Source organism: Escherichia coli (genome assembly GCF_036503815.1).
Lineage (GTDB): Bacteria > Pseudomonadota > Gammaproteobacteria > Enterobacterales > Enterobacteriaceae > Escherichia > Escherichia coli_F.
The window spans coordinates 463,142-487,579 of the sequence record NZ_AP027764.1 but is presented as its reverse complement, the minus strand read 5'-3'; the positions used below and the strand labels follow the sequence as shown (position 1 = coordinate 487,579).

The following is a 24,438-nucleotide window of genomic DNA, read 5'->3' as shown; positions in this document are numbered from 1 at the left end:
ATGAATCAGCAACGCGGGTTTACCCTGCTGGAGATGATGCTGGTGCTGGCGCTGGTCGCTATCACGGCAAGTGTGGTGCTCTTAACATATGGTCGGGAGAATGCCGCCAACACTCGTGCGCGCGAAACAGCGGCGCGGTTTACCGCTACACTTGAATTAGCCATCGACCGCGCCACGCTTAGTGGTCAGCCTGTCGGTATCCATTTCTCTGATTCAGCATGGCGCATTATGGTACCGGGCAAAACACCATCAGCCTGGCGCTGGGTTCCATTACAAGAAGATGCCGCAGACGAGAGCCAAAATGACTGGGATGAAGAACTCTCAATTCATCTTCAGCCATTTAAACCTGATGACAGCAACCAACCGCAGGTGGTGATTCTGGCCGACGGACAAATAACGCCCTTCTCTTTGTTGATGGCTAACGCCGGGACCGGTGAGCCGCTCCTGACGTTAGTCAGTTCAGGCACATGGCCCCTGGATCAAACGCTCGCCAGAGATACCCGCCCATGAACAAACAATCAGGGATGACACTGCTTGAAGTCTTACTGGCGATGAGTATTTTCACCGCTGTTGCGCTGACTTTAATGAGCAGTATGCAAGGGCAACGAAATGCCATCGAGCGGATGCGTAACGAGACGCTGGCATTGTGGATAGCGGATAACCAGCTTCAGTCACAAGATTCATTCAACGATGAAAACACGTCCAGTTCTGGCAAAGAGTTAATAAATGGCGAAGAGTGGAACTGGCGCAGCGATATCCACTCAAGTAAAGACGGTACGCTTCTGGAACGCACCATAACGGTGACATTACCCAGCGGTCAGACAACCTCGCTTACGCGTTATCAAAGCATCGATAATAAATCCGGGCAGGCACAAGATGATTAATCGCCAGCAGGGTTTCACATTGCTGGAAGTCATGGCGGCGCTGGCGATTTTCTCAATGCTTAGTGTGCTGGCGTTTATGATTTTTTCGCAAGCTTCCGAGTTGCATCAACGCTCACAGAAAGAAATCCAGCAGTTCAATCAGCTACAGCGCACCATCACCATTCTTGATAACGATCTCCTGCAATTGGTCGCCAGGAGGAATCGGAGTACGGACAAGATCATGGTGTTGGGTGAAGAAGCTATTTTTACCACGCAAAGTCGCGATCCGCTGGCTCCTCTCAGTGAAGCACAAACCTTACTCACTGTTCACTGGTATCTGCGAAATCGTACGCTCTACCGTGCTGTTCGTACTTCTGTGGATGGCAGGAAGGATCAACCCGCCCAGGCGATGTTGGAGCACGTCGGGAGCTTTCTTCTGGAAAGTAACAGCGGGGAAAGCAAGGAACTTCCTCTCTCAGTCACACTACATCTGCAGACTCAGCAATATGGGGCATTACAGCGTCGTTTTGCATTACCTGAGCAGTTAGCGAGAGAAGAGTCGCCAGCTCAGACGCAGGCCGGGAATAATAACCATGAATAATGAACAACGCGGCGTCGCGCTGCTCATTGTATTGATGCTACTGGCGCTCATGGCTGCTCTGGCAGCAGACATGACGCTCAATTTTCACAGCCAGCTTCAGCGAACCCGCCAGGTAAACCATCATCTGCAACGGCAATATGATATTGAACTGGCGGAGAAACTTGCGCTTGCCAGCCTCACCCAGGACGTTAAAGATAACGACAGACAGACCACGTTGCAGCAGTACTGGGCACAGCCGCAACAGTTGCAGCTGGAAGATGGCAATACAGTGAAGTGGCAGTTACGCGATGCCCAGCACTGTTTTAATCTCAATGCGTTAGCAAAAATCTCTGACGACCCGCTGGCTTCCCCTGATTTCCCCGCCCAGGTATTCAGTACGCTGCTGATTAACGCCGGTATCGATCGCGGAAACACCGATGAGATCGTGCAATCAATCGCTGACTATATTGATGTCGATGACTCACCACGCTTTCACGGCGCAGAAGATAACTTTTACCAAAGCCAGACGCCGCCCCGGCATAGTGCCAATCAGATGCTTTTTCTGACCGGCGAATTGCGTCAGATAAAAGGCATAACCGAAAACATCTATCAGCGGCTTATCCCGTATGTCTGCGTTCTCCCGACCACGGAACTTAGCATCAATCTTAATATGCTAACGGAGAACGATATTCCGCTCTTTAGAGCGTTATTCCTCAATAACATCACGGATGCTGACGCTCGGGTCTTATTGCAAAAAAGGCCGAGGGAAGGCTGGCTAACCACGGATGCATTTCTTTACTGGGCGCAGCAGGATTTCTCCGGCGTGAAGCCTCTGGTAGCTCAGGTGAAAGGGCATCTCTTTCCCTATAGCCGCTATTTTACGCTGAGTACGGAAAGTATCAGCGACGAACAATCCCAGGGATGGCAAAGCCATATTTTTTTCAACCGTAAACAGCAGAGCGCCCAAATCTATCGGCGTACGCTGCAACTCTACTAATCATAAGGATCGTGATGCCTGAATCGTTGATGGTCATACGTTCTTCCTCGACGCTGCGTAAGCATTGGGAATGGATGACGTTCTCCGCAGATAGCGTATCTTCGGTACATACGCTCACAGACGATCTTCCGCTGGAGTCGCTGGCGGATCAGCCCGGTGCCGGAAATGTTCATCTTTTGATCCCACCAGAGGGCCTTTTATATCGTTCCCTCACGCTGCCCAACGCCAAATACAAACTCACCGCACAAACATTGCAATGGCTGGCAGAGGAGACGTTACCCGACAACACCCAGGACTGGCACTGGACGGTTGTCGATAAACAAAACGAAAGTGTCGAGGTGATAGGCATTCAGTTGGAGAAACTCAGTCGTTATCTTGAGCGTTTACATACTGCCGGACTCAACGTAACGCGGGTTTTGCCAGATGGCTGCTATCTTCCCCGGGAAGTAGATAGCTGGACTCTGGTTAACCAGCAAACAAGCTGGCTCATTCGCAGTGCCGCACATGCCTTCAACGAAATGGATGAACACTGGTTACAGCATCTTGCTGCCCAGTTTCCGCCTGAGAATATGCTTTGTTATGGTGTAGCACCTCACGGCGTTGCAGCGGCCAATCCACTTATCCAGCATCCTGAAATACCATCACTGAGTTTGTATTCTGCCGATATTGCATTCCAGCGCTATGACATGCTGCATGGTGTTTTTCGTAAACAGAAAACTGTAAGCAAATCGGGAAAATGGCTCACCCGCCTGGCAGTAAGCTGTCTCGTTCTCGCCATTCTTTCTTTTGTTGGCAGCCGGGGCATCGCGCTCTGGCATACGCTTAAGATTGAAGATCAACTTCAGCAACAACAGCAAGAAACCTGGCAACGTTATTTCCCGCAGCTCAAACGCACCCACAACTTTCGTTTTTACTTTAAGCAGCAACTCGCTCAGCAATATCCTGAAGCTGTGCCGTTGCTCTATCATTTACAAACACTTCTGCTGGAACACCCTGAACTGCAGTTAATGGAGGCGAACTATAGCCAGAAGCAAAAGTCGCTGACCTTAAAAATGAGTGCTAAGAGTGAAGCCAATATCGATCGTTTCTGTGAATTAACACAGTCCTGGCTTCCGATGGAAAAAACAGAAAAAGATCCGGTCAGTAGTGTATGGACAGTAAGGAGCTCAGGGAAATGATTAAATCATGGTGGGCAGAAAAATCCACATCGGAAAAACAGCTCGTTGCGGCACTGGCGGTTCTCTCGCTCGGCGTTTTTTGTTGGCTTGGGGTGATAAAACCGATAGATACCTGCATTGCAGAGCACCAATCCCACACGCAAAAAATTAAGAAGGACATCAAATGGATGCAGGATCAAGCGAGCACCCATGGTTTACTCGGTCATCCTGCGCTTACGCAGCCCATCAAAAATATCCTTCTCGAAGAAGCAAAACGCGAGAATTTGACTATCACGCTGGAAAACGGTCCGGACAATACCCTGACAATTCATCCTGTCACAGCTCCCCTCGAAAACGTCTCCCGCTGGCTCACTACGGCACAGATAACATACGGTATTGTTATTGAAGATCTTCAGTTTACTCTTGCCGGAAACGAAGAGATCACCCTCAAGCATTTGTCCTTCAGGGAGCAACAATAATGACAATGCTACTGCCGCTCTTCATTCTGCTTGGTTTTATAGCAGGTTATTTTGTTAATGCTATGGCCTATCACCTCTCGCCTTTGGAGGATAAAACGGCGTTAACGTTTCGCCAGGTATTGATTCATTTCAGGCAAAAAAAATATGCCTGGCATGATACAGTGCCCCTGATACTTTGCGTTGCTGCTGCTATCGCCTGCGCCCTGGCACCTTTCACGCCCATCGTAACTGGCGCACTCTTTCTCTATTTCTGTTTCGCACTCACGCTCAGTGTTATTGATTTTCGCACTCAACTCCTGCCCGACAAACTCACCTTACCGCTGCTCTGGCTTGGCTTGGTATTTAATGCGCAGTCTGGATTAATTGATTTACATGATGCGGTTTACGGCGCGGTAGCTGGCTATGGGGTGCTGTGGTGTGTTTACTGGGGCGTCTGGTTAGTTTGTCACAAAGAGGGATTGGGCTACGGTGATTTCAAGCTACTGGCCGCTGCAGGCGCGTGGTGTGGCTGGCAAACGTTGCCAATGATACTGCTGATTGCCTCACTGGGTGGCATTGGTTACGCCATCGTTTCACAACTTCTGCAACGCCGGACTATAACCACTATCGCATTCGGCCCGTGGCTTGCGCTCGGCAGCATGATAAACCTGGGGTATCTGGCCTGGATCTCGTATTAACCGGGAGGGTTCTCCCTCCCGACACGGCTCAACTTTCTTCGCGGATCTGTGCTTGCAGATAATTTTGTAGGCCCATCTTCTGAATCAGATCAAGTTCCGTTTCCAGCCAGTCGATATGGCCTTCTTCATCACGCAAAATTTCTATCATCATATCGCGGCTGACGTAATCATGAACGCTATCGGCATAACCAATTGCCTCACGCAAATTCTTCGCGCCATCCAGCTCAAGTGCCAGATCAGAACGTAGCATTTCCTCAACATCTTCACCAATGTTCAGTTTGCCCAGGTCCTGTAAGTTTGGAAGACCTTCCAGAAAAAGAATGCGCTCAATATAACGATCGGCGTGTTTCATCTCATCAATGGATTCATGATACTCCACATCATTGAGACGTTTAAGACCCCAGTTTTTAAACATCCGGGCATGAAGAAAGTACTGATTGATTGCGACAAGCTCATTTCCCAACAGTTTGTTGAGATAATTTATAACTTTAGTATCACCTTTCATTTTTTGACTCCTTCGCTTCCACTCTTTGAAGCGTAGAACGGCTTACGAGTAAGTCAAAAAACACACTCCGTTTATGCGGACTCCTTAAACTCCGGCAACTGCATTAATTCATCCTCCATCACTTCACGCGCGGCCCGGACACATTTACCGCACTGATTACCGACCGGAATAAATTTTTTTAATTGCTGGAACGAGTGGGGGGAAAACTGGCGCACAGCCTGACGAATTTTTTTATCGCTGATACCATTACAAAGACAAACGTACATAGAGACTCCCGTATACTTTCTTCAAAAATAAATGAAAATAGTTCTTATTTCAATTACGGAAAGACTCTTTTTTAAGCAAAGAATAGAAATATGAATAAAAATAATGGGCTACCCAAAGTAGCCCATTGACAAAAAATGCGGCGATACCGGAAGGTATCACTAACACATTTATTGCTTAGTAAACGGCGCGAAGATTTCGCTAAATGCGTACTTCGGTGCCTGTTCTTTAGTCAGACCGTGGAATTCCGGAGACAGGTTAGTGCCGCCCGGCAGGTCGCGCGCGATTGACCAGATACCAACCATACCGAGATTACGCTTCTGCGCATCCTGCATGACCAGACGAGCATCAGAGAGATAGAACACCTCGCCCTGAACGTCGTTCACGCCAACCATCGGCGTGGTACCCATCATAGCGTCAATTTCTGCATCGCTCTTGTTGGGATGGAGGCCTTTCAATTGTGAATGCAGGTTGGCAATCGCAGACGTTGCACACTTACCGTGAATGTTCTGGCCTTCGGTATTTGCAGACTGACAAATCGCGTTACCGTAGTCCATTGTCATCACGTTCACACCCGCCAGCTCAACACCTTTCGCTTTGGCATCGCTCAGGACATTCATCCCTTCCGGCGTCAGGCCAGTCGGTAGAATTGGCAAGGTGTACCAGATAGCAATATCTTTGCCTTCTGACTTCCATTTATCCTGCACTTTCTTCACAGCAAGGTTACGACGTTCAATAGATGCCTGATCCGCAACCCAGGTGCCTTCGATATCGAAGTCCAGGACTCTGAGGTTCAGGTTATCAACGATGTCATAATAATGCTGCATCAGATCGTCTACGTTCTTACAGGAAGCAGCCAGCGGAGCGTTGTTAGCACCACCGATAGACAGCATCACATCGCCGCCAGCCTCACGCAGAGCTTTGATTTTGCTGTACTGAGCGTAATTCTGCATACCATAAGCGGTACCCCATGTCGGCAGACAGGTGTTCGCATCTTTACTCACCACAAACGCCAGCGTGAAGTGGTTGACGTTATGATTCTTAGCCAGCGCAGCCAGATCCGGGATCGTATTCAGCGTAAAGTCAACATACGGTGCATAAACGTGTTTCGGCCACGCTTTCTTCGGCGTACCTACACGTTCTTTGGTTCCGGTCCAGTCAACAAAAACACGCCACGGGTTGTTGTCAGAAGGAGAAACTTTCTGCACTTTACTCTGAGAAATGTAGTTCACACCGTTAAAGCGAATCAGCGTATCGCTGGCATAAAGCGTTTCTGGATTAAACTGCGGCGCATTATTCAGCTCTTCGTTGCTATAGCTCTGAGCCTTACCTAACGGCTTCCACGGGCGGCTATTGCTACCGGTGGCGTTTTGGTTCGCCACCAGAGCAGGGTTGTCACTTTGCGTCCAGAACAGCGCTTCATAAGCCTGCCCATCAACAACAACGCGATCACCTTTCACGTACACAGTGGATGCGGACCATGCTTTCGCCGGTTCATATTTCTTCCACGGGTTATCGCCGCCCGGGACAAAGCCCCATGCGTCTTGATCGACAGAGGTTTTATAATGTGCATCGTTATAATCTACGATGCTGTTCGCGCTGTACGCTTTGCTGGCCTGGAAACCATCCGCAACAATGACGCCGCCGTTATCAATTTCACAGGTAGTCGGGTTACCGTACTGACTCAATTCCGCAGCGGTAGCTGTACGCACGAGACGCCATGGGTTATTGGAGTTTTCAGCGCTGGTACCCCGTGGGCAATCTTTAGACCCAACCCACCAGGCATTCTGATAGATATTACCATTGAAGATAACATGGTAAATTTCGCTACCTTCCTGGCCGCTCCACGCTTGCAATGAGTAATCGTTACCGCTATCCGCTGGTGTTGATGGCTCGTTGTTATCCGGGGTTGGGGTCACCGGTGTTTCCGGAGTTGGATCAACCGGAGTCACAGCACCGCCATTATTATCCGGCTTAACGGAACAGGAGCCAGGGTTACCATACTGGCTGACTTCTGTTGCCGTTGCCGCGCGAACATAACGCCATGGGTTGCTGGCATCGTTTTCTTTCGCATCGCCCGGGCAATTTGCCGCGCCTACCCACCAGGCGTTCTTATAAATGCCGCCGTTGTAGATAACGTACCATGTAGAAGAACCTTCCTGACCTTTCCAGGCTACGACAGCATAGTTGTCGTTTGACTTGTCAGCTGGGGCTGGCTGAACATCAGGAGCCGGTTTAACGTCCGGTGCCGGTTTCACATCCGGTGCAGGCTGTGGCGCTGAAGTACAGGACTGTGGATTACTGGTTTCTGAGATTTCCGTTGCCGTAGCGGCACGAACATAACGCCATGGGTTGCTGGCATCATTGCCTTTCGCATCACCCGGGCAGTTAGAAGAGGCTACCCACCAGGCATTTTTATATACCGCACCATTAAAGACGACATACCAGGTCTGACCGCCCTGCTGTTTATTCCAGGCAACTACAGAAGAATTAGACGGAACAGTGCCCTGTGCTGGTGTAGCCGAACCGCCATTAGCCGGCGTATTGGATGCAGGCGTATTTGAATTTGAAGAAGATGAGCTGCCGCTCTTTTCGCAGGAAAGTGTATTGCCAAACTGACTAATTTCTGCAGCTGTTGCGGTACGCTTTAAACGCCACGGGTTAGTTGCATCATTTGCTTTCGCTTTTCCCGGGCAATTTGTAGAAGAAACCCACCAGGCATTTTCATAAATTTTGCCATCGAAAATAACCTGATATTTATTACCACCTTGTTGGTTATTCCATGCTTCCATTGCCAATGCTGGCAGAGCGGAACACACCAGCCCCATACCAATCATAGATTTAGTAAATATATTTAATTTCATTATAATCCCTTGTGACGTAAAAACTGCAAAAAAAAGTCCTACACAGGAATTATTTACGTTTTACGAGAACCCTTCAATATGAATTAAATTACGGCATTAAAAATAAGAAAAAAGCCTGACAAAAGAAGCATTTTAAAAACAGAAACATTCATATTTAAGATATTAAATTTAATTTATATTTTAAATATGAATAATTTATTCGTTCTGACAGGACGAATAAGATATGCAGTCAACAAATGCAAAAAGGGCGCCGAAGCGCCCTTTTTAATTCGAAACTAATTAACGTGTAATTAGCCCAGAACTTTAGCAACAACGCCCGCGCCAACGGTACGGCCGCCTTCACGGATTGCGAAACGCAGACCGTCGTCCATCGCGATCGGGTGGATCAGGGTAACAACCATTTTGATGTTGTCGCCCGGCATTACCATCTCTACGCCTTCCGGCAGTTCGATGGTACCAGTCACGTCAGTAGTACGGAAGTAGAACTGCGGACGGTAGCCTTTGAAGAACGGAGTATGACGGCCGCCTTCATCTTTGGACAGAATGTACACTTCAGATTCGAACTTGGTGTGCGGCTTGATGGTGCCCGGCTTAGCCAGTACCTGACCACGTTCGATTTCTTCACGTTTGATACCACGCAGCAGAACACCTACGTTCTCACCAGCACGGCCTTCGTCCAGCAGTTTGCGGAACATTTCAACGCCAGTACAGGTAGACTTCTGAGTCTCTTTGATACCAACGATTTCAACTTCTTCACCAACTTTGATGATACCGCGTTCTACACGACCGGTAACAACGGTACCACGACCGGAGATGGAGAATACGTCTTCGATCGGCAGCAGGAACGGCTTGTCAATCGCACGCTCTGGTTCCGGAATGTAAGAATCCAGGAAGCCAGCCAGTTCCAGGATTTTCGCTTCCCACTCTGCGTCGCCTTCCAGCGCTTTCAGAGCAGAACCACGAACGATCGGAGTGTCGTCGCCCGGGAAATCGTACTGAGACAGAAGTTCACGAACTTCCATTTCAACCAGTTCCAGCAGCTCTTCGTCATCAACCATGTCGCATTTGTTCAGGAACACGATGATGTACGGAACGCCTACCTGACGACCCAGCAGGATGTGCTCACGAGTCTGCGGCATCGGGCCGTCAGTCGCAGCAACTACCAGGATCGCGCCGTCCATCTGAGCAGCACCGGTAATCATGTTTTTAACATAGTCGGCGTGCCCCGGGCAGTCTACGTGCGCGTAGTGACGGGTCGGGGTGTCATATTCAACGTGAGAAGTGTTGATGGTGATACCACGAGCTTTTTCTTCCGGTGCGTTATCGATCTGGTCGAATGCACGAGCAGCACCGCCGTAGGTTTTAGCCAGTACGGTGGTGATTGCAGCGGTCAGAGTAGTTTTACCGTGGTCAACGTGGCCGATAGTACCAACGTTAACGTGCGGTTTTGTACGTTCAAATTTTTCTTTAGACACGGCTATATTCCTTACTATAGTGCTCTCCCCTTCAGGTGAGAGCACGGGACTTTGGTATTAACCCTTAGGCTTATTTACCACGGGCTTCAATTACGGCCTGAGCAACGTTACTCGGCGCTTCATCATACTTCAGGAATTCCATGGTGTATGATGCACGACCTTTGGTCAGAGAACGCAGCTGAGTTGCATATCCGAACATTTCAGACAGCGGTACTTCAGCGTGGATCTTAACGCCAGTAACTTCAGATTCCTGACCTTTGAGCATACCACGACGACGGCTCAAGTCACCGATAACGTCACCGGTGTTCTCTTCCGGAGTTTCTACTTCAACCTTCATGATCGGCTCAAGCAGAACTGGTTTCGCTTTCTTAAAGCCTTCTTTAAAGGCGATAGAAGCAGCCAGTTTAAACGCCAGTTCAGAGGAGTCAACGTCATGGTAAGAACCGAAGTGCAGACGAACACCCATGTCTACTACCGGGTAGCCTGCCAGCGGACCTGCTTTCAGCTGTTCCTGGATACCTTTATCAACGGCCGGGATGTATTCGCCAGGGATTACACCACCTTTAATGTCGTTGATGAACTCGTAGCCTTTCGGGTTTGAACCCGGCTCCAGCGGGTACATGTCGATAACAACATGACCATACTGACCACGACCACCAGACTGTTTCGCGTGTTTACCTTCAACATCGGTAACTTTCTGGCGGATAGTTTCACGGTAAGCAACCTGCGGTTTACCTACGTTCGCTTCAACGTTGAATTCACGCTTCATACGGTCAACGATGATGTCGAGGTGCAGTTCGCCCATACCCGCGATGATGGTCTGGTTAGATTCTTCGTCAGTCCATACACGGAAAGACGGGTCTTCTTTAGCCAGACGGCCCAGAGCCAGACCCATTTTTTCCTGGTCAGCTTTGGTTTTCGGTTCAACTGCGATGGAGATTACCGGCTCAGGGAATTCCATACGTTCCAGAATGATCGGCGCATCCGGGTCACACAGGGTGTCACCAGTGGTTACGTCTTTCAGACCGATAGCAGCAGCGATGTCGCCCGCGCGAACTTCTTTGATCTCTTCACGTTTGTTAGCGTGCATCTGAACGATACGACCGAAACGCTCACGTGCAGCTTTCACGGAGTTCAGTACGGTATCACCAGAGTTAACCACACCGGAGTAAACACGGAAGAAGGTCAGGTTACCAACAAACGGGTCGGTAGCGATTTTGAACGCCAGAGCAGAGAACGGCTCGTCATCACTTGCGTGACGTTCAGCCGGAGTATCTTTACCGTCGTCCAGGATACCGTTGATCGCAGGTACGTCAACCGGGGATGGCAGGTAATCAATTACCGCATCCAGCATCGCCTGAACACCTTTGTTCTTGAACGCAGAACCACAGGTTACCAGGATGATTTCGTTGTTCAGAACGCGCTGACGCAGAGCACCTTTAATCTCTTCTTCAGTCAGTTCTTCACCACCCAGGTATTTTTCCATCAGCTCTTCAGAAGCTTCAGCTGCGGATTCGATCAGGTTCTGGTGCCATTCGTTAGCCAGTTCAACCATGTCTGCCGGGATATCTTCGTATTCGAAGGTTACGCCCTGGTCAGCATCGTTCCAGTTGATAGCTTTCATTTTCACCAGGTCAACAACACCGGTGAAATGTTCTTCAGCACCAATCGCCAGCTGCAGCGGAACCGGGTTCGCGCCCAGACGGGTTTTGATCTGGTTAACAACTTTCAGGAAGTTCGCACCCATGCGGTCCATTTTGTTAACGAACGCAATGCGCGGAACTTTATATTTGTTTGCCTGACGCCATACGGTTTCAGACTGCGGCTGAACACCACCAACTGCGCAGTAAACCATTACCGCACCATCGAGAACACGCATGGAACGTTCTACTTCGATTGTGAAGTCAACGTGCCCCGGGGTGTCGATGATGTTGATGCGATGCGGCTCATACTGCTTAGCCATACCAGACCAGAATGCAGTAGTCGCAGCGGAAGTGATGGTAATACCACGTTCCTGCTCCTGCTCCATCCAGTCCATGGTTGCAGCGCCGTCATGAACTTCACCGATTTTATGGTTTACACCGGTGTAGAACAGAATACGTTCGGTAGTAGTGGTTTTACCGGCGTCGATGTGCGCACTGATACCGATGTTACGGTAGCGTGCGATGGGTGTTGTACGAGCCATTTGTTTCCTCGTTTATCTTTTAGGCGTTCAATTTAAGTAGCCCAAAGCGGGCTGCTTACTGGAAGCGCCCGCCTGGTGACTAAAACTCCGAAGGGATTACCAACGGTAGTGTGCGAACGCCTTGTTGGCTTCGGCCATACGGTGAACGTCTTCACGTTTCTTAACTGCAGTACCTTTGTTTTCTGCAGCATCAGAAAGTTCGTTCGCCAGGCGCAGAGCCATGGATTTATCACCGCGTTTACGAGCAGCTTCAACGATCCAACGCATTGCCAGAGCATTACGACGAACCGGACGGACTTCAACTGGTACCTGATAAGTAGAACCACCAACGCGGCGAGACTTAACTTCTACAGTCGGGCGCACGTTTTCGAGAGCTACTTCGAATGCTTCCAGTTCAGATTTACCAGAACGCTGAGCCAGGGTCTCCAGCGCGCTGTATACGATAGATTCGGCAGTAGATTTTTTACCATCTACCATCAGGATATTTACAAATTTAGCCAGCAGTTCTGATCCGAACTTCGGATCCGGCAGAATTTTACGCTGACCAATGACGCGACGACGTGGCATGGAAATACTCCGTTGTTAATTCAGGATTGTCCAAAACTCTACGAGTTTAGTTTGACATTTAAGTTAAAACGTTTGGCCTTACTTAACGGAGAACCATTAAGCCTTAGGACGCTTCACGCCATACTTGGAACGAGCCTGCTTACGGTCTTTAACGCCGGAGCAGTCAAGCGCACCACGTACGGTGTGGTAACGAACACCCGGGAGGTCTTTAACACGACCACCACGGATCAGGATCACGGAGTGCTCCTGCAGGTTGTGACCTTCACCACCGATGTAGGAAGTCACTTCGAAACCGTTAGTCAGACGAACACGGCATACTTTACGCAGCGCGGAGTTCGGTTTTTTAGGAGTGGTAGTATATACACGAGTACATACGCCACGTTTTTGCGGGCATGCTTCCAGCGCAGGCACGTTGCTTTTCGCAACTTTGCGAGCACGTGGTTTGCGTACCAGCTGGTTAACTGTTGCCATTAAATAGCTCCTGGTTTTAGCTTTTGCTTCGTAAACACGTAATAAAACGTCCTCACACAATATGAGGACGCCGAATTTTAGGGCGATGCCGAAAAGGTGTCAAGAAATATACAACGATCCCGCCATCACCAGGCCATCTGGCTGGAGTGCTTAACCGTAAGTCTGACGAAATCAGTATAGTCAATGGGAATGATGTCGTTCGAAATTTGACCAGTCAAACCGCGGGCAATAAGGTCTTCGTTCAGGGCATAGACCTTAATGGGGGCATTACGCAGACTTTCAAGGTAGCGGTTACCGTCAACTGCGGCAGTTACACCATCTTGCAATAATAGCAGTTCGTCGCCTTCACAGAGTAGACGCAACAGCGCAGCAAAATCCGTCAGCCAGGGTGAACGATGTAATGTGTGCAGCATAAACGCCTCAAAACCTCAAAATAACATCGTAGTTGGCGAGTTCGCGGCGTAAGGCATCTGCTTCGAGCGGCGTGGCTTCGACAACAAAGGGGGTCTGCGGATCTAACCCGCGTTCGCGCAGTGAAGCCGCACAAACCCAGCACTGTTCAATGTCGTACAGACCCAACAATTTAAAAGTGGCAATGTAATCACGCGCCAGCACTGCATCGGGCTTTTGTCCTGGCAACAGCTGAAAAACGCCATCAGCAATAAAGAAGACAGCCAGATCGTCAGTTAATGCGGAAGTTGCCAGTAAAGCATCTAAACCTTCCCGGCCTGCAGCGGTACCATGAGGCGCAGTAGAAAAAACAAACGCAATTCGTTTCATCAGAACTGTACCACCCTGTTACAGGTCAGCGAGGCTTCCGCCAGCGCGCCAAGTCCACTTAAGGTAAATCCCGGCTGAAGGTTTGACGCAGCCAGCCCCAGTCTTCCGGCCTCCGTTTCATCAACAACACCACGGCGTAATGCTGCCGCTACGCAGATATTCAGCGCCACACCATGTTGCGTATTCAACTGTTGCCAGCCACGCACAAGGTCAAATTCGTCGCTTGCCGGTGAGGTCAATTGGTTAGCGTTATAGACCCCTTCCCGATAGAAAAAGACGCTGCTTAGTTCATGGCCTTCTGCTATCAGCGCCTGCGCAAACTGAAAAGCACTACTCGCCTGTTGCGTACCGTATGCTGGTCCGGTCACCACGATGGCAAAACGCATTACTTATCTTGCCCCTGGAAATCACCGCTCTTGAACTGGCGGATGTAGAGATAGACAGTGTGTTTGGAGATGTTCAGGCGGTCAGCAACCTGGTTGATCGCATCTTTAATATCGAAGATCCCTTTCTCGTAGAGATTTAGCACGATCTGACGATTTTTGGCGTTATTAGAAACATTGCGATCGGCATTCACTTCTTCGATGGTGAACTCCAGCGTTTGGGTAACCAGATCTTCAACAGAAGAGGCAAAGTTGACGCTTGAACCGACATCCGGGGTTTCTGGCGGCACAAAAGTGCTCATAATCTGCGAGAAGGGAACATCAAGATTCATATTGATGCACAGCAGACCAATTACACGCTGTTCGCGGTTACGAATCGCGATAGTCAGGGACTTCATTAATACGCCGCTTTTGGCGCGAGTAAAGTAGCATTTAGAAACGCTGCTATCCGCTCCCGTCATATCGTGCAGCATACGTAGCGCCAGGTCGGTAATTGGCGAACCAATCTTCCGGCCTGTATGTTCACCGTTAGCAATGCGAATGGCTGAACATTTTAGATCCTGCAAAGAGTGCAAAACGATTTCACAGTGGGAGCCAATAAGCATCGCTAACCCGTCCACCACCGCTTCGTAGGATTTCAGAATATCAAAATCGGTCTGGTCGAAAGGACGTTGATCCAGTAAATCCAACTCACTGGTTTCGTTGGTTAAAAGCGACCTGGACATGAAAAAAAACACTCCTTTTCAGGAGCCTGTCGTTAACTTTTCAGGGCAGGCTCATTAATGATGCGGGTAACTAAATTAATACAGCGGAGGTTCCGCTTTCCAGCACTAATTATATCCGGCCTGCAATAAAAAAACCGCCGCCTGGTCAGGCGGCGGTTCTTAATGCTTATTTTTTAGCAGAATCTGCGGCTTTCGCATCAGCTTCCGGCTTTGCATCAGCCTTCGGCGCTGGTTTCACATCCAGCAGCTCTACGTCAAACACCAGGGTAGAATTCGGTGGGATCCCCGGAACACCCGCTTTGCCGTAAGCCAGTTCTGGTGGAATAACCAGTTTGATCTTACCGCCTTTCTTGATGTTCTTCAGACCTTCTGTCCAACCCGGAATAACACCGTCCAGACGGAAAGAGAGCGGTTCACCACGGGTGTAAGAGTTGTCGAACTCTTTACCGTCGATCAGCGTACCCTTGTAGTTCACGACAACAGTATCGCTGTCTTTCGGTGCTTCGCCTTTACCGGCTTCTACTACCTGATAAACCAGACCAGTTGAAGAGGTTTTCACACCTTTCTCTTTGGCAAATTTCTCGCGGTACTCTTTACCTTTCGCTTCGTTATCTGCCGCGTCTTTTTCCATCTTCGCCTGAGCAGAAGACTTCACGCGAGCTTCGAATGCTTGCAGTGTCTGTTCGATCTCTTGGTCAGAGAGTTTGCTCTTATCAGCAAATGCATCCTGAACACCCGCGATCAGCTGATCTTTATCCAGTTTGATGCCCAGTTTTTCTTGTTCTTTAAGAGAGTTTTCCATGTAACGACCCAGCGAAGCACCCAGTGCATAAGCTGATTTCTGATCGTCATTTTTGAACGCTGCTTTGCTGTCAGCAGTTGTAGCAGGTTTTGCAGCTTCAGCAGCAAAAGTGATCGGTGCATGCAGGGCAACGGCCATTGTGGTCGCCAGCAGCGTTACTTTAAACAGTGATTTCATCCATATCTCCAGGATCGGGGCATCTCACCCCAGGGTTAACTATTATCAGAAGGGTACTATAAAGCGTTGTCGAACAAATCTACATACAGACACGCCCTATTATCATCTATTTTCAGACTCTTTTTGTTTAAATTAGTTTCGATGACCGCGAAATGAGTGCTGTCTCGGGCAGCAAAGTTAAGTAGAATCCGCGGCGACCATTCGACAAAAGAGGTGAATCATGCAGGATTTATCATTGGAAGCACGCCTGGCAGAGCTGGAGAGCCGACTGGCTTTTCAGGAAATCACCATTGAAGAACTGAACGTCACGGTGACCGCTCATGAAATGGAGATGGCGAAACTGCGCGATCATCTGCGTCTGCTGACCGAGAAGCTAAAAGCCAGCCAGCCGTCGAACATCGCGTCGCAGGCTGAAGAAACGCCACCGCCACATTATTGAGGCGTAAAAAAAGCGGGGATTCCCCGCTTTTTTGTCACTTTTTCGGTATTAGTGGCAACCGCAACCGCCGTTACCTTTACCGCCGCAGCAGCCTTCGCCACCGTGTTCATGACCGTGATCGTGGCCATGACCACCGCAGCAACCGTCGTGGTCGTGATCGTGGTGATGATCGTGCGCACCGTGAACGTGGCCATGAGCCAGCTCTTCTTCAGTCGCTTCGCGAATCGCCACAACTTCAACGTTGAATTTCAGGTTCTGACCGGCCAGCATGTGGTTACCATCAACCACGACGTGATCGTCTTCAACCGCAGTGATTTCAACCGGTACCGGACCCTGGTCGGTTTCAGCCAGGAAACGCATACCAACCTGCAGTTCATCAACGCCCATAAATACGTCTTTAGGAACGCGTTGCACCAGGTTTTCGTCGTACTGACCATAAGCGTCGTTCGCACCAACAGCGACATCAAATTTGTCGCCAACTTCATGACCTTCCAGCGCCGTTTCCAGGCCAGAGATCAGGGAACCGTGACCATGCAGGTAGTCCAGCGGCGCACTCACCGGAGACTCATCAACCAACACACCGTCTTCTGTACGTACCTGATAGGCCAGGCTGACCACCAGGTCTTTTGCTACTTTCATGATATCTCCTGAGCATGGGAAGAATAGTGGCGCAGATTGTAGCGGAATTCTGCAGCCGTGTACTCACTAGCTTAAAAAATCTCGGCGCATATCGCTAGTCCGGATGAAAAATCCCGATCACTTGCTCATCTTTGCGAACATGATCGCGGGCTTCTTTGTCGACTTCTCGCATCTGGTGTCCGCACTTAACGCATTCAACAATATCAATATTATTTTCGCGCCACATCGCCATTGAATCCTGCGCCTGACAGGCCGGACATTTTGCTCCCGCAATAAAACGTTTTCGGATTGCCATCGTTATCCTCTACTCAAATTCATCCCAGCCATCCAGCTGGCGTCGTTCTTGTTGCATTTCACGCTGGAAAATCTCTTCCAGTTCGCGTCGGGCTTCCCTGGCGCGAGAAATTTGTACGGTATCGGCATGCATCGGTATGAGCTCCCGCAACATTCGCATATCCAGGCGACGAAAATGCAGTTGTGCCCGCTGTGCCTGATGCGGATGCATGCCAAGCGTGACCAGCGTTTTGCGCCCCAGCTCTAACGCACTGGAGAATGTCTCACGAGAAAACTGCGTCACCCCTGCCTGTAATAACTCATGCGCTTCCACACGTCCGCGCGCTCGCGCAAGAATATGTAAATGCGGAAAGTGCTGTTGGCATATTTCCACCAGCTTCATGGTGTCTTCCGGCTCGTTACAGGTAATGACGATAGACTCAGCGGCCTCTGCACCCGCAGAACGTAAAAGATCTACCTGCGTGGCGTCGCCGTAATAAACTTTGTAGCCATATTTGCGCATCAGGTTAACGGCGCTGATATCCCGCTCCAGCACGGTAATGCGTATTTTATTTGCCATCAACAAACGACCAATCACCTGCCCAAAACGTCCGAAGCCCACGACTATGACCTGGGGTTTATCATCGTTGACCCACGGTTTTTCGTCTTCTTCTTCCGGTCCGTTAAACTGGCGGGATAGCCATTTATCCACCAGCTTCATCAGCAGCGGCGTGGTCATCATGGAAAGCGTCACCGTCACCAGCAATAGCGCCATCTGGTCGCCCTGGAATAAGCGTTGTGAAGAAGCGGTAGAAAAGAGGACAAAGGCAAACTCGCCGCCCTGACTCAACACGCCAGCAAACTGCATCCGCTCTGAGCTACGCACGCCATACAGCCGCGCCAGCAAATACAGCACGAGAATTTTCACCGCCACCAGCACAACCACGCTTATCACTACCCACAACAGATGGGTATAAAGCACTCCGAGGTTGAGCGACATGCCGACAGAGATAAAAAACAGTCCGAGCAGCAAGCCTTTGAACGGATCGATAGCCGTTTCCAGCTCATGGCGATATTCACTTTCCGCCAGCAGCACGCCCGCAATAAACGTACCGAGCGCCATCGACAACCCCAGCGCATCCATAAACAATGCGGAACCCAACACCAGCAGCAGTGTCGCGGCGGTGAACACTTCCCGCACACCAGAAGCAGCAATAAAACGGAATACCGGACGCAGTAAATAGCGCCCCCCAATCAGCATGCCGACAAACGCCAGCACCTTCATGCCGATCTTCATCCAGTCGAAATGTTCGTCTGCCGAACCCGCCAGCAGCGGTACTAACGCCAGCGCGGGGATCACCGCCAGATCCTGAAACAGCAAAACCGAAAAACCTAGCTGTCCAGATTCGCTGCGATTCATCCCTTTCTCACGCATCAGTTGCAACGCCATTGCAGTGGAAGACATCGCAAGGCCAATGCCACCGACCACCGCCGCCTGCCAGGCGAAATCCGTCAGCATCAATAATCCCGCCAGCAACGCCGCGCTTAACAGCACCTGTGCCGCGCCTACGCCAAAAATCGAACGCCGCAGTTGCCAAAGCTTGGAGGGATTCAACTCAAGGCCGATGATAAACATCAGGAACACCACGCCGAGTTCCGAAAAGTGGAGGATCTCATCGACGTCGCTAATAAAACCCAGCCCCCACGGGCCAATTGCAATCCCTGCCAGCAAATATCCCAACACAGCGCCAATACCCAGCCGCGATGCCAGCGGCACCGCAGCCACCGCCGCGAAGAGAAACAGCACTCCCGCGAGTAAAAAATCGGAACCTTCCATCAGCGGCCTCCCGGAGACAGCGGATTTGCCAGCCAGTCACCGTAGGCTCTGGCGTGACTTGCCAGCTCCTGTGCGCTTTGCCGTCTCGCCCAGTAAATAATGATGGGACTTAACCAATGCATCCGGCACATGCCCGCCGCCAGCTCAAAGGGGCGCAGAACATCGCTCATCGGGTAGCGATTCAATGCGTCATAACGGTAAGCACTTTCCGGCTCGCCGGTGGTAATCACGCTACGCCAGTACTTTCCCGCCAGTTGGTTTCCTCCCGGCCCGCTGGCAAAACCACGGCTTAATACCCGGTCCAGCCACTCTTTCAGTAGCGCCGGGCAGCTATAGGTATAAAGAGGGTGCTGAAAGACAATCACCTCGTGCTCGCGAAGTAATGCCTGCTCACGGGGGATATCAATAAAAAAATCGGGATAGTGCGCATAAAGGTCGTGCACGGTAACATTGCTGAGCTGCGTGGCCGGTTTAAGCAGTACCCGGTTTGCCACCGAGTCCTGAGATTCCGGATGGGCATACAGCAGCAAAACTTTCGCTGGCTGAGACATCATCCCCCTCCCGGTATGGTTTTTGTGTATAGTCGCTGTTTTGGGCTACCATTGCGCCCGGTGCGGCAGCTCGCCCATACATTACATTATCATAATGATAAGTTAACATAGTCTGAACATACGGCGCCTTATGATTGTTTTCTCCTCGTTACAAATTCGTCGCGGCGTGCGCGTCCTGCTGGATAATGCCACCGCCACCATCAACCCCGGTCAGAAAGTCGGCCTGGTGGGTAAAAACGGCTGTGGTAAATCTACCCTGCTGGCATTGCTGAAAAATGAAATCAGCGCCGACGGCGGCAGCTACACCTTTCCAGGAAGCTGGCAACTGGCGTGGGTGAATCAGGAAACACCAGCGCTACCGCAAGCGGCGCTGGAATATGTCATTGACGGCGACCGTGAATATCGTCAACTGGAAGCGCAGCTACACGACGCCAACGAACGTAACGACGGGCACGCCATTGCGACCATTCATGGCAAGCTGGATGCTATTGACGCATGGAGCATTCGCTCCCGCGCCGCCAGCCTGCTGCACGGCCTCGGTTTCAGCAATGAACAACTGGAGCGCCCGGTAAGTGATTTCTCCGGTGGCTGGCGTATGCGTCTTAACCTCGCCCAGGCGCTGATTTGCCGTTCAGACTTGCTGCTGCTCGACGAACCAACTAACCACCTCGATCTCGATGCTGTTATCTGGCTGGAAAAATGGCTGAAGAGCTATCAGGGCACGCTGATCCTGATCTCCCACGACCGCGACTTCCTCGATCCGATCGTTGATAAAATTATTCATATCGAACAACAAAACATGTTCGAGTACACCGGCAACTACAGCTCGTTTGAAGTGCAGCGTGCTACCCGTCTGGCACAGCAACAGGCGATGTATGAAAGCCAGCAAGAGCGCGTGGCACATCTGCAAAGTTATATCGACCGTTTCCGTGCCAAAGCCACCAAAGCGAAGCAGGCCCAGAGCCGTATTAAGATGCTCGAGCGTATGGAGTTGATTGCCCCAGCGCACGTCGACAACCCGTTCCGTTTTAGCTTCCGCGCGCCGGAAAGCCTGCCTAATCCGTTGTTGAAAATGGAAAAGGTCAGCGCAGGTTATGGCGATCGCATTATTCTCGACTCGATTAAACTGAATCTGGTGCCGGGTTCGCGCATTGGTCTGTTAGGCCGCAATGGCGCGGGTAAATCGACATTAATCAAACTGTTAGCCGGAGAGCTTGCGCCAGTCAGCGGTGAAATTGGCCTGGCGAAAGGGATCAAACTCGGTTACTTCGCCCAGCATCAACTGGAATATCTACGCGCCGACGAATCGCCTATTCAACATCTGGCACGTTTAGCACCGCAGGAACTAGAACAAAAACTGCGTGATTACCTCGGCGGCTTTGGTTTCCAGGGCGATAAAGTGACGGAAGAAACGCGCCGTTTCTCCGGTGGGGAAAAAGCCCGCCTGGTGCTGGCATTAATCGTCTGGCAGCGTCCGAATCTACTGCTGCTCGACGAACCGACTAACCACCTTGACCTCGACATGCGCCAGGCACTGACTGAAGCGTTGATCGAGTTTGAAGGCGCATTGGTTGTCGTTTCGCACGACCGCCATTTGTTGCGTTCCACCACTGACGATCTCTATCTGGTTCACGATCGTAAAGTCGAACCGTTCGACGGCGATCTGGAAGATTATCAACAGTGGTTGAGCGACGTTCAAAAGCAGGAAAACCAGACAGACGACGCGCCAAAAGAGAACGCGAACAGCGCCCAGGCACGTAAAGACCAGAAGCGTCGGGAAGCGGAGCTGCGTGCGCAAACCCAGCCACTGCGTAAAGCAATCGCCCGTCTGGAAAAAGAGATGGAGAAGCTGAACGCGCAACTGGCGCAGGCGGAAGAGAAACTCAGCGACAGCGAACTGTACGATCAAAGCCGTAAAGCGGAGTTGACCGCCTGCCTGCAACAGCAAGCCAGCGCCAAATCCGGCCTGGAAGAGTGCGAAATGGCGTGGCTGGAAGCCCAGGAGCAGCTTGAGCAGATGCTGCTGGAAGGCCAAAGCAACTGATGGCGCAGATAACGACGACCGATGCCAATGAATTCAGCAACAGTGCTGAATTCACCCCTATGCGCGGCTTTAGCAATTGTCATCTGCAAACCATGCTGCCGCGTCTGTTTCGTCGCAAGGTGAAATTCACCCCGCACTGGCAGCGACTGGAGTTGCCCGACGGCGATTTTGTCGATCTCGCATGGAGTGAAGACCCTGCCCAGGCGAACCATAAACCGCGTTTAGTGGTGTTTCACGGGCTGGAGGGCAGCCTCAATAGCCCTTACGCCCACGGTCTGGTCGAGGCGGCGCAAAAACGCGGCTGGCTGGGCGTGGTGATGCATTTTCGCGGATGCAGCGGTGAACCAAACCGTATGCACCGCATTTACCATTCGGGCGAAACCGAAGACGCCAGCTGGTTTTTACGCTGGCTGCAGCGCGAATTTGGACATGCGCCAACGGCTGCCGTCGGCTATTCGCTCGGCGGTAATATGCTCGCCTGTTTGCTGGCAAAAGAAGGTAATAACCTCCCGATTGATGCAGCGGTAATTGTCTCCGCGCCATTTATGCTGGAAGCCTGTAGTTATCATATGGAAAAGGGCTTTTCCCGCGTTTATCAGCGTTACTTGCTGAACCTGTTAAAAGCCAATGCTGCGCGCAAACTGGCAGCCTATCCCGGTACGCTGCCGATTAATCTCGCACAGTTAAAATCGGTACGTCGCATCCGTGATTTTGACGATCTGATCACCGCCAGAATTCATGGCTACGCTGACGCTATCGACTATTATCGTCAGTGTAGCGCCATGCCGATGCTGAACCAGATCGCCAAACCGACACTGATTATTCACGCCAAAGACGATCCGTTTATGGATCATCAGGTGATCCCGAAACCGGAAAATCTCCCCCCGCAGGTGGAGTATCAACTGACTGAACATGGTGGTCATGTTGGCTTTCTTGGCGGTACATTACTTCATCCGCAAATGTGGCTGGAGTCACGCATTCCTGACTGGTTAACAACGTATCTGGAGGCGAAATCATGTTGATTCCGTGGCAAGAACTCTCCCCCGAAACGCTGGAAAATTTAATTGAAAGTTTTGTGTTACGCGAAGGCACCGATTATGGTGAACATGAGCGTACACTTGAACAGAAAGTCGCCGACGTCAAACGCCAGCTACAGTGCGGAGAAGCGGTGCTGGTATGGTCGGAGCTGCACGAAACGGTCAATATCATGCCGCGCAGTCAGTTTCGCGAATAACCTGCAGCCGTCGGCGGACGAGATAATAATGATAGCTAAGTCATGGAGTTACTATGTCTGCCAAACATCCGGTCATTGCGGTAACAGGATCCAGCGGCGCGGGGACCACCACCACCAGTCTCGCGTTTCGTAAAATATTCGCGCAGTTAAATCTGCATGCAGCTGAGGTGGAAGGCGACAGTTTTCACCGTTACACGCGCCCGGAAATGGACATGGCGATCCGCAAGGCGCGTGATGCCGGGCGGCATATCAGCTACTTTGGCCCCGAAGCGAACGACTTCGGCCTGCTGGAACAAACCTTCATTGAATACGGTCAGAGCGGCAAAGGAAAATCACGCAAATATCTGCATACGTACGACGAAGCGGTACCGTGGAATCAGGTGCCGGGAACATTCACCCCATGGCAACCTTTACCGGAACCCACTGATGTACTGTTTTATGAAGGGCTACACGGCGGCGTGGTCACACCACATCATAACGTTGCGCAACATGTGGATTTACTGGTTGGCGTGGTGCCTATCGTTAACCTGGAGTGGATTCAAAAACTGATCCGCGACACCAGCGAGCGCGGGCACTCACGAGAAGCAGTGATGGACTCAGTAGTGCGCTCAATGGAAGACTATATCAACTACATCACACCGCAGTTTTCCCGCACCCATCTTAACTTCCAGCGCGTCCCCACCGTTGACACCTCAAACCCGTTCGCGGCAAAAGCTATCCCGTCGCTGGATGAAAGCTTTGTGGTGATCCATTTTCGTAATCTGGAAGGGATCGATTTCCCCTGGCTGCTTGCGATGTTGCAGGGCTCATTCATTTCCCACATCAATACATTAGTGGTGCCGGGCGGTAAAATGGGTCTGGCAATGGAGTTAATTATGCTGCCACTGGTGCAACGATTGATGGAAGGAAAGAAAATCGAGTAACTCTGCTAATATGCCGGATAAACAATTATCCGGCATCGTACTCCTGACATCAAATCACGCGGCAACCACTTCATACGAGTGAGTAATATTCACCGCTTTTTCCAGCATCAACGCCACTGAACAATATTTCTCGGCAGAGAGATCTACCGCACGCGAAACCGCTGCGTCTTTCAGGTCGCGACCGGTGACGATAAAATGCAGATTAATGTGCGTAAACAGGCGTGGTGCCTCTTCGCGGCGTTCAGAGGTCAATTTTACTTCACAATCGACCACATCCTGACGCCCCTTTTGCAGGATAGAAACCACATCGATGGCGCTACAGCCCCCCGCCGCCATCAACACCATTTCCATCGGACTTGGCGCTTTATCGCCTGAGTTGCCATCCATTAAAATCTGGTGACCAGAGGCGGATTCGCCCAGAAAAGTTAACCCTTCGACCCACTTCACTCGCGCTTGCATTTTTGCTACTCCACTGCGTCAATTTTCCTGACAGAGTACGCGTACTAACCAAATCGCGCAACGGAAGGCGACCTGGGTCATGCTGAAG

At 50.7% G+C, this 24,438-nt stretch carries 29 protein-coding genes; 12 read left to right on the top strand and 17 right to left on the bottom strand.

Going from position 1 to position 24,438, the window contains the following annotated elements:
* From gspH to gspO, 7 genes are read left to right on the top strand one after another with little or no spacing between them, the layout of a single operon-like run.
* Complete coding sequence (gene gspH, locus AABJ99_RS02240; RefSeq protein WP_039021464.1) at positions 1-510, top strand: type II secretion system minor pseudopilin GspH; 510 nt, start codon at positions 1-3, stop codon at positions 508-510.
* Positions 507-884, top strand: a complete 378-nt coding sequence (gene gspI / locus AABJ99_RS02235) for a type II secretion system minor pseudopilin GspI (protein ID WP_039021463.1) — start codon at positions 507-509, stop codon at positions 882-884. Before gspH ends, gspI begins: the two co-directional genes overlap by 4 nt.
* Positions 877-1,464: a type II secretion system minor pseudopilin GspJ gene (gspJ, locus tag AABJ99_RS02230; protein WP_039021462.1), complete on the top strand. Its 588-nt coding sequence runs from the start codon at positions 877-879 to the stop codon at positions 1,462-1,464. The genes gspI and gspJ overlap by 8 nt, the downstream gene beginning before the upstream one ends.
* Positions 1,457-2,440, top strand: coding sequence for a type II secretion system minor pseudopilin GspK (gene gspK, locus AABJ99_RS02225; protein ID WP_039021461.1), 984 nt, complete (start codon positions 1,457-1,459; stop codon positions 2,438-2,440). Before gspJ ends, gspK begins: the two co-directional genes overlap by 8 nt.
* Positions 2,441-2,454: 14 nt before the next feature.
* Positions 2,455-3,618: a type II secretion system protein GspL gene (gene gspL / locus AABJ99_RS02220; RefSeq protein WP_039021460.1), complete on the top strand. Its 1,164-nt coding sequence runs from the start codon at positions 2,455-2,457 to the stop codon at positions 3,616-3,618.
* Positions 3,615-4,076 (top strand): type II secretion system protein GspM, encoded by a 462-nt coding sequence (gene gspM / locus AABJ99_RS02215; RefSeq protein WP_039021459.1) that lies wholly within the window; start codon positions 3,615-3,617, stop codon positions 4,074-4,076. Before gspL ends, gspM begins: the two co-directional genes overlap by 4 nt.
* Positions 4,076-4,753, top strand: coding sequence for a prepilin peptidase GspO (gene gspO / locus AABJ99_RS02210; protein WP_039021458.1), 678 nt, complete (start codon positions 4,076-4,078; stop codon positions 4,751-4,753). The genes gspM and gspO overlap by 1 nt, the downstream gene beginning before the upstream one ends.
* 28 nt (positions 4,754-4,781) lie before the next feature.
* Here the strand turns inward: gspO and bfr are convergent, their stop codons facing one another.
* The 12 genes from bfr to fkpA all read right to left on the bottom strand — a co-directional run bounded on the left by bfr (position 4,782) and on the right by fkpA (position 15,951).
* Complete coding sequence (bfr, locus tag AABJ99_RS02205) at positions 4,782-5,258, bottom strand: bacterioferritin (protein WP_000675505.1); 477 nt, start codon at positions 5,256-5,258, stop codon at positions 4,782-4,784.
* Between the two features lie 71 nt (positions 5,259-5,329).
* Positions 5,330-5,524 carry a bacterioferritin-associated ferredoxin gene (gene bfd, locus AABJ99_RS02200; RefSeq protein WP_000289085.1) on the bottom strand — a complete coding sequence of 65 codons (195 nt, stop codon included), beginning with the start codon at positions 5,522-5,524 and terminating at the stop codon, positions 5,330-5,332.
* Between the two features lie 168 nt (positions 5,525-5,692).
* Positions 5,693-8,386, bottom strand: a complete 2,694-nt coding sequence (gene chiA, locus AABJ99_RS02195) for a bifunctional chitinase/lysozyme (protein ID WP_115739460.1) — start codon at positions 8,384-8,386, stop codon at positions 5,693-5,695.
* A 290-nt stretch (positions 8,387-8,676) separates the two neighbouring features.
* Positions 8,677-9,861, bottom strand: coding sequence for an elongation factor Tu (gene tuf / locus AABJ99_RS02190; protein WP_000031783.1), 1,185 nt, complete (start codon positions 9,859-9,861; stop codon positions 8,677-8,679).
* A gap of 70 nt (positions 9,862-9,931) precedes the next feature.
* Complete coding sequence (fusA, locus tag AABJ99_RS02185) at positions 9,932-12,046, bottom strand: elongation factor G (protein ID WP_001603897.1); 2,115 nt, start codon at positions 12,044-12,046, stop codon at positions 9,932-9,934.
* Positions 12,047-12,142: 96 nt separating this feature from the next.
* A complete protein-coding gene (gene rpsG / locus AABJ99_RS02180; protein WP_001138043.1) occupies positions 12,143-12,613 on the bottom strand; it encodes a 30S ribosomal protein S7 in 471 nt (156 codons plus the stop codon).
* Between the two features lie 96 nt (positions 12,614-12,709).
* Positions 12,710-13,084, bottom strand: coding sequence for a 30S ribosomal protein S12 (gene rpsL / locus AABJ99_RS02175; RefSeq protein WP_000246815.1), 375 nt, complete (start codon positions 13,082-13,084; stop codon positions 12,710-12,712).
* Positions 13,085-13,209: 125 nt separating this feature from the next.
* Positions 13,210-13,497 (bottom strand): sulfurtransferase complex subunit TusB, encoded by a 288-nt coding sequence (gene tusB / locus AABJ99_RS02170; RefSeq protein WP_039020592.1) that lies wholly within the window; start codon positions 13,495-13,497, stop codon positions 13,210-13,212.
* A gap of 7 nt (positions 13,498-13,504) precedes the next feature.
* The gene (tusC, locus tag AABJ99_RS02165) at positions 13,505-13,864 is read right to left on the bottom strand and encodes a sulfurtransferase complex subunit TusC (protein ID WP_000820714.1); all 360 of its coding nucleotides are present in this window, start codon (positions 13,862-13,864) and stop codon (positions 13,505-13,507) included.
* Positions 13,864-14,250: a sulfurtransferase complex subunit TusD gene (gene tusD, locus AABJ99_RS02160; protein WP_039020593.1), complete on the bottom strand. Its 387-nt coding sequence runs from the start codon at positions 14,248-14,250 to the stop codon at positions 13,864-13,866. The genes tusC and tusD overlap by 1 nt, the downstream gene beginning before the upstream one ends.
* Positions 14,250-14,972, bottom strand: coding sequence for a helix-turn-helix transcriptional regulator (gene yheO, locus AABJ99_RS02155; protein ID WP_000091466.1), 723 nt, complete (start codon positions 14,970-14,972; stop codon positions 14,250-14,252). The genes tusD and yheO overlap by 1 nt, the downstream gene beginning before the upstream one ends.
* Before the next feature lie 166 nt (positions 14,973-15,138).
* The gene (gene fkpA, locus AABJ99_RS02150) at positions 15,139-15,951 is read right to left on the bottom strand and encodes an FKBP-type peptidyl-prolyl cis-trans isomerase (RefSeq protein WP_000838261.1); all 813 of its coding nucleotides are present in this window, start codon (positions 15,949-15,951) and stop codon (positions 15,139-15,141) included.
* Positions 15,952-16,171: 220 nt separating this feature from the next.
* Between fkpA and slyX the strand changes: the two genes are divergently transcribed.
* Positions 16,172-16,390, top strand: a complete 219-nt coding sequence (gene slyX / locus AABJ99_RS02145) for a protein SlyX (RefSeq protein WP_001153615.1) — start codon at positions 16,172-16,174, stop codon at positions 16,388-16,390.
* A gap of 48 nt (positions 16,391-16,438) precedes the next feature.
* On the opposite strand, the gene slyD is transcribed toward slyX, so the two are convergent.
* From slyD to kefG, 4 genes are all read right to left on the bottom strand, one after another.
* Positions 16,439-17,029 carry a peptidylprolyl isomerase gene (gene slyD / locus AABJ99_RS02140; RefSeq protein WP_000861334.1) on the bottom strand — a complete coding sequence of 197 codons (591 nt, stop codon included), beginning with the start codon at positions 17,027-17,029 and terminating at the stop codon, positions 16,439-16,441.
* A 94-nt stretch (positions 17,030-17,123) separates the two neighbouring features.
* Positions 17,124-17,324: a YheV family putative zinc ribbon protein gene (gene yheV / locus AABJ99_RS02135; RefSeq protein ID WP_001007734.1), complete on the bottom strand. Its 201-nt coding sequence runs from the start codon at positions 17,322-17,324 to the stop codon at positions 17,124-17,126.
* A 9-nt stretch (positions 17,325-17,333) separates the two neighbouring features.
* The gene (gene kefB / locus AABJ99_RS02130; protein ID WP_039020594.1) at positions 17,334-19,139 is read right to left on the bottom strand and encodes a glutathione-regulated potassium-efflux system protein KefB; all 1,806 of its coding nucleotides are present in this window, start codon (positions 19,137-19,139) and stop codon (positions 17,334-17,336) included.
* Positions 19,139-19,690 (bottom strand): glutathione-regulated potassium-efflux system ancillary protein KefG, encoded by a 552-nt coding sequence (gene kefG, locus AABJ99_RS02125; protein WP_001297514.1) that lies wholly within the window; start codon positions 19,688-19,690, stop codon positions 19,139-19,141. The genes kefB and kefG overlap by 1 nt, the downstream gene beginning before the upstream one ends.
* Before the next feature lie 130 nt (positions 19,691-19,820).
* Between kefG and yheS the strand changes: the two genes are divergently transcribed.
* The 4 genes from yheS to prkB are packed head-to-tail and all read left to right on the top strand — an operon-like array spanning position 19,821 to position 23,891.
* A complete protein-coding gene (yheS, locus tag AABJ99_RS02120; protein WP_039020595.1) occupies positions 19,821-21,734 on the top strand; it encodes an ABC transporter ATP-binding protein in 1,914 nt (637 codons plus the stop codon).
* Positions 21,734-22,756, top strand: coding sequence for a hydrolase (gene yheT / locus AABJ99_RS02115; RefSeq protein WP_039020596.1), 1,023 nt, complete (start codon positions 21,734-21,736; stop codon positions 22,754-22,756). Before yheS ends, yheT begins: the two co-directional genes overlap by 1 nt.
* Complete coding sequence (gene yheU / locus AABJ99_RS02110; protein ID WP_000907089.1) at positions 22,750-22,968, top strand: YheU family protein; 219 nt, start codon at positions 22,750-22,752, stop codon at positions 22,966-22,968. The genes yheT and yheU overlap by 7 nt, the downstream gene beginning before the upstream one ends.
* 53 nt (positions 22,969-23,021) lie before the next feature.
* Entirely contained in the window at positions 23,022-23,891 is an 870-nt protein-coding gene (prkB, locus tag AABJ99_RS02105) for a phosphoribulokinase (protein ID WP_032185285.1), read from the top strand.
* A 54-nt stretch (positions 23,892-23,945) separates the two neighbouring features.
* Here the strand turns inward: prkB and yhfA are convergent, their stop codons facing one another.
* Positions 23,946-24,350, bottom strand: a complete 405-nt coding sequence (gene yhfA, locus AABJ99_RS02100; RefSeq protein ID WP_001148911.1) for an OsmC family protein — start codon at positions 24,348-24,350, stop codon at positions 23,946-23,948.
* Positions 24,351-24,438 lie beyond the last annotated feature (88 nt).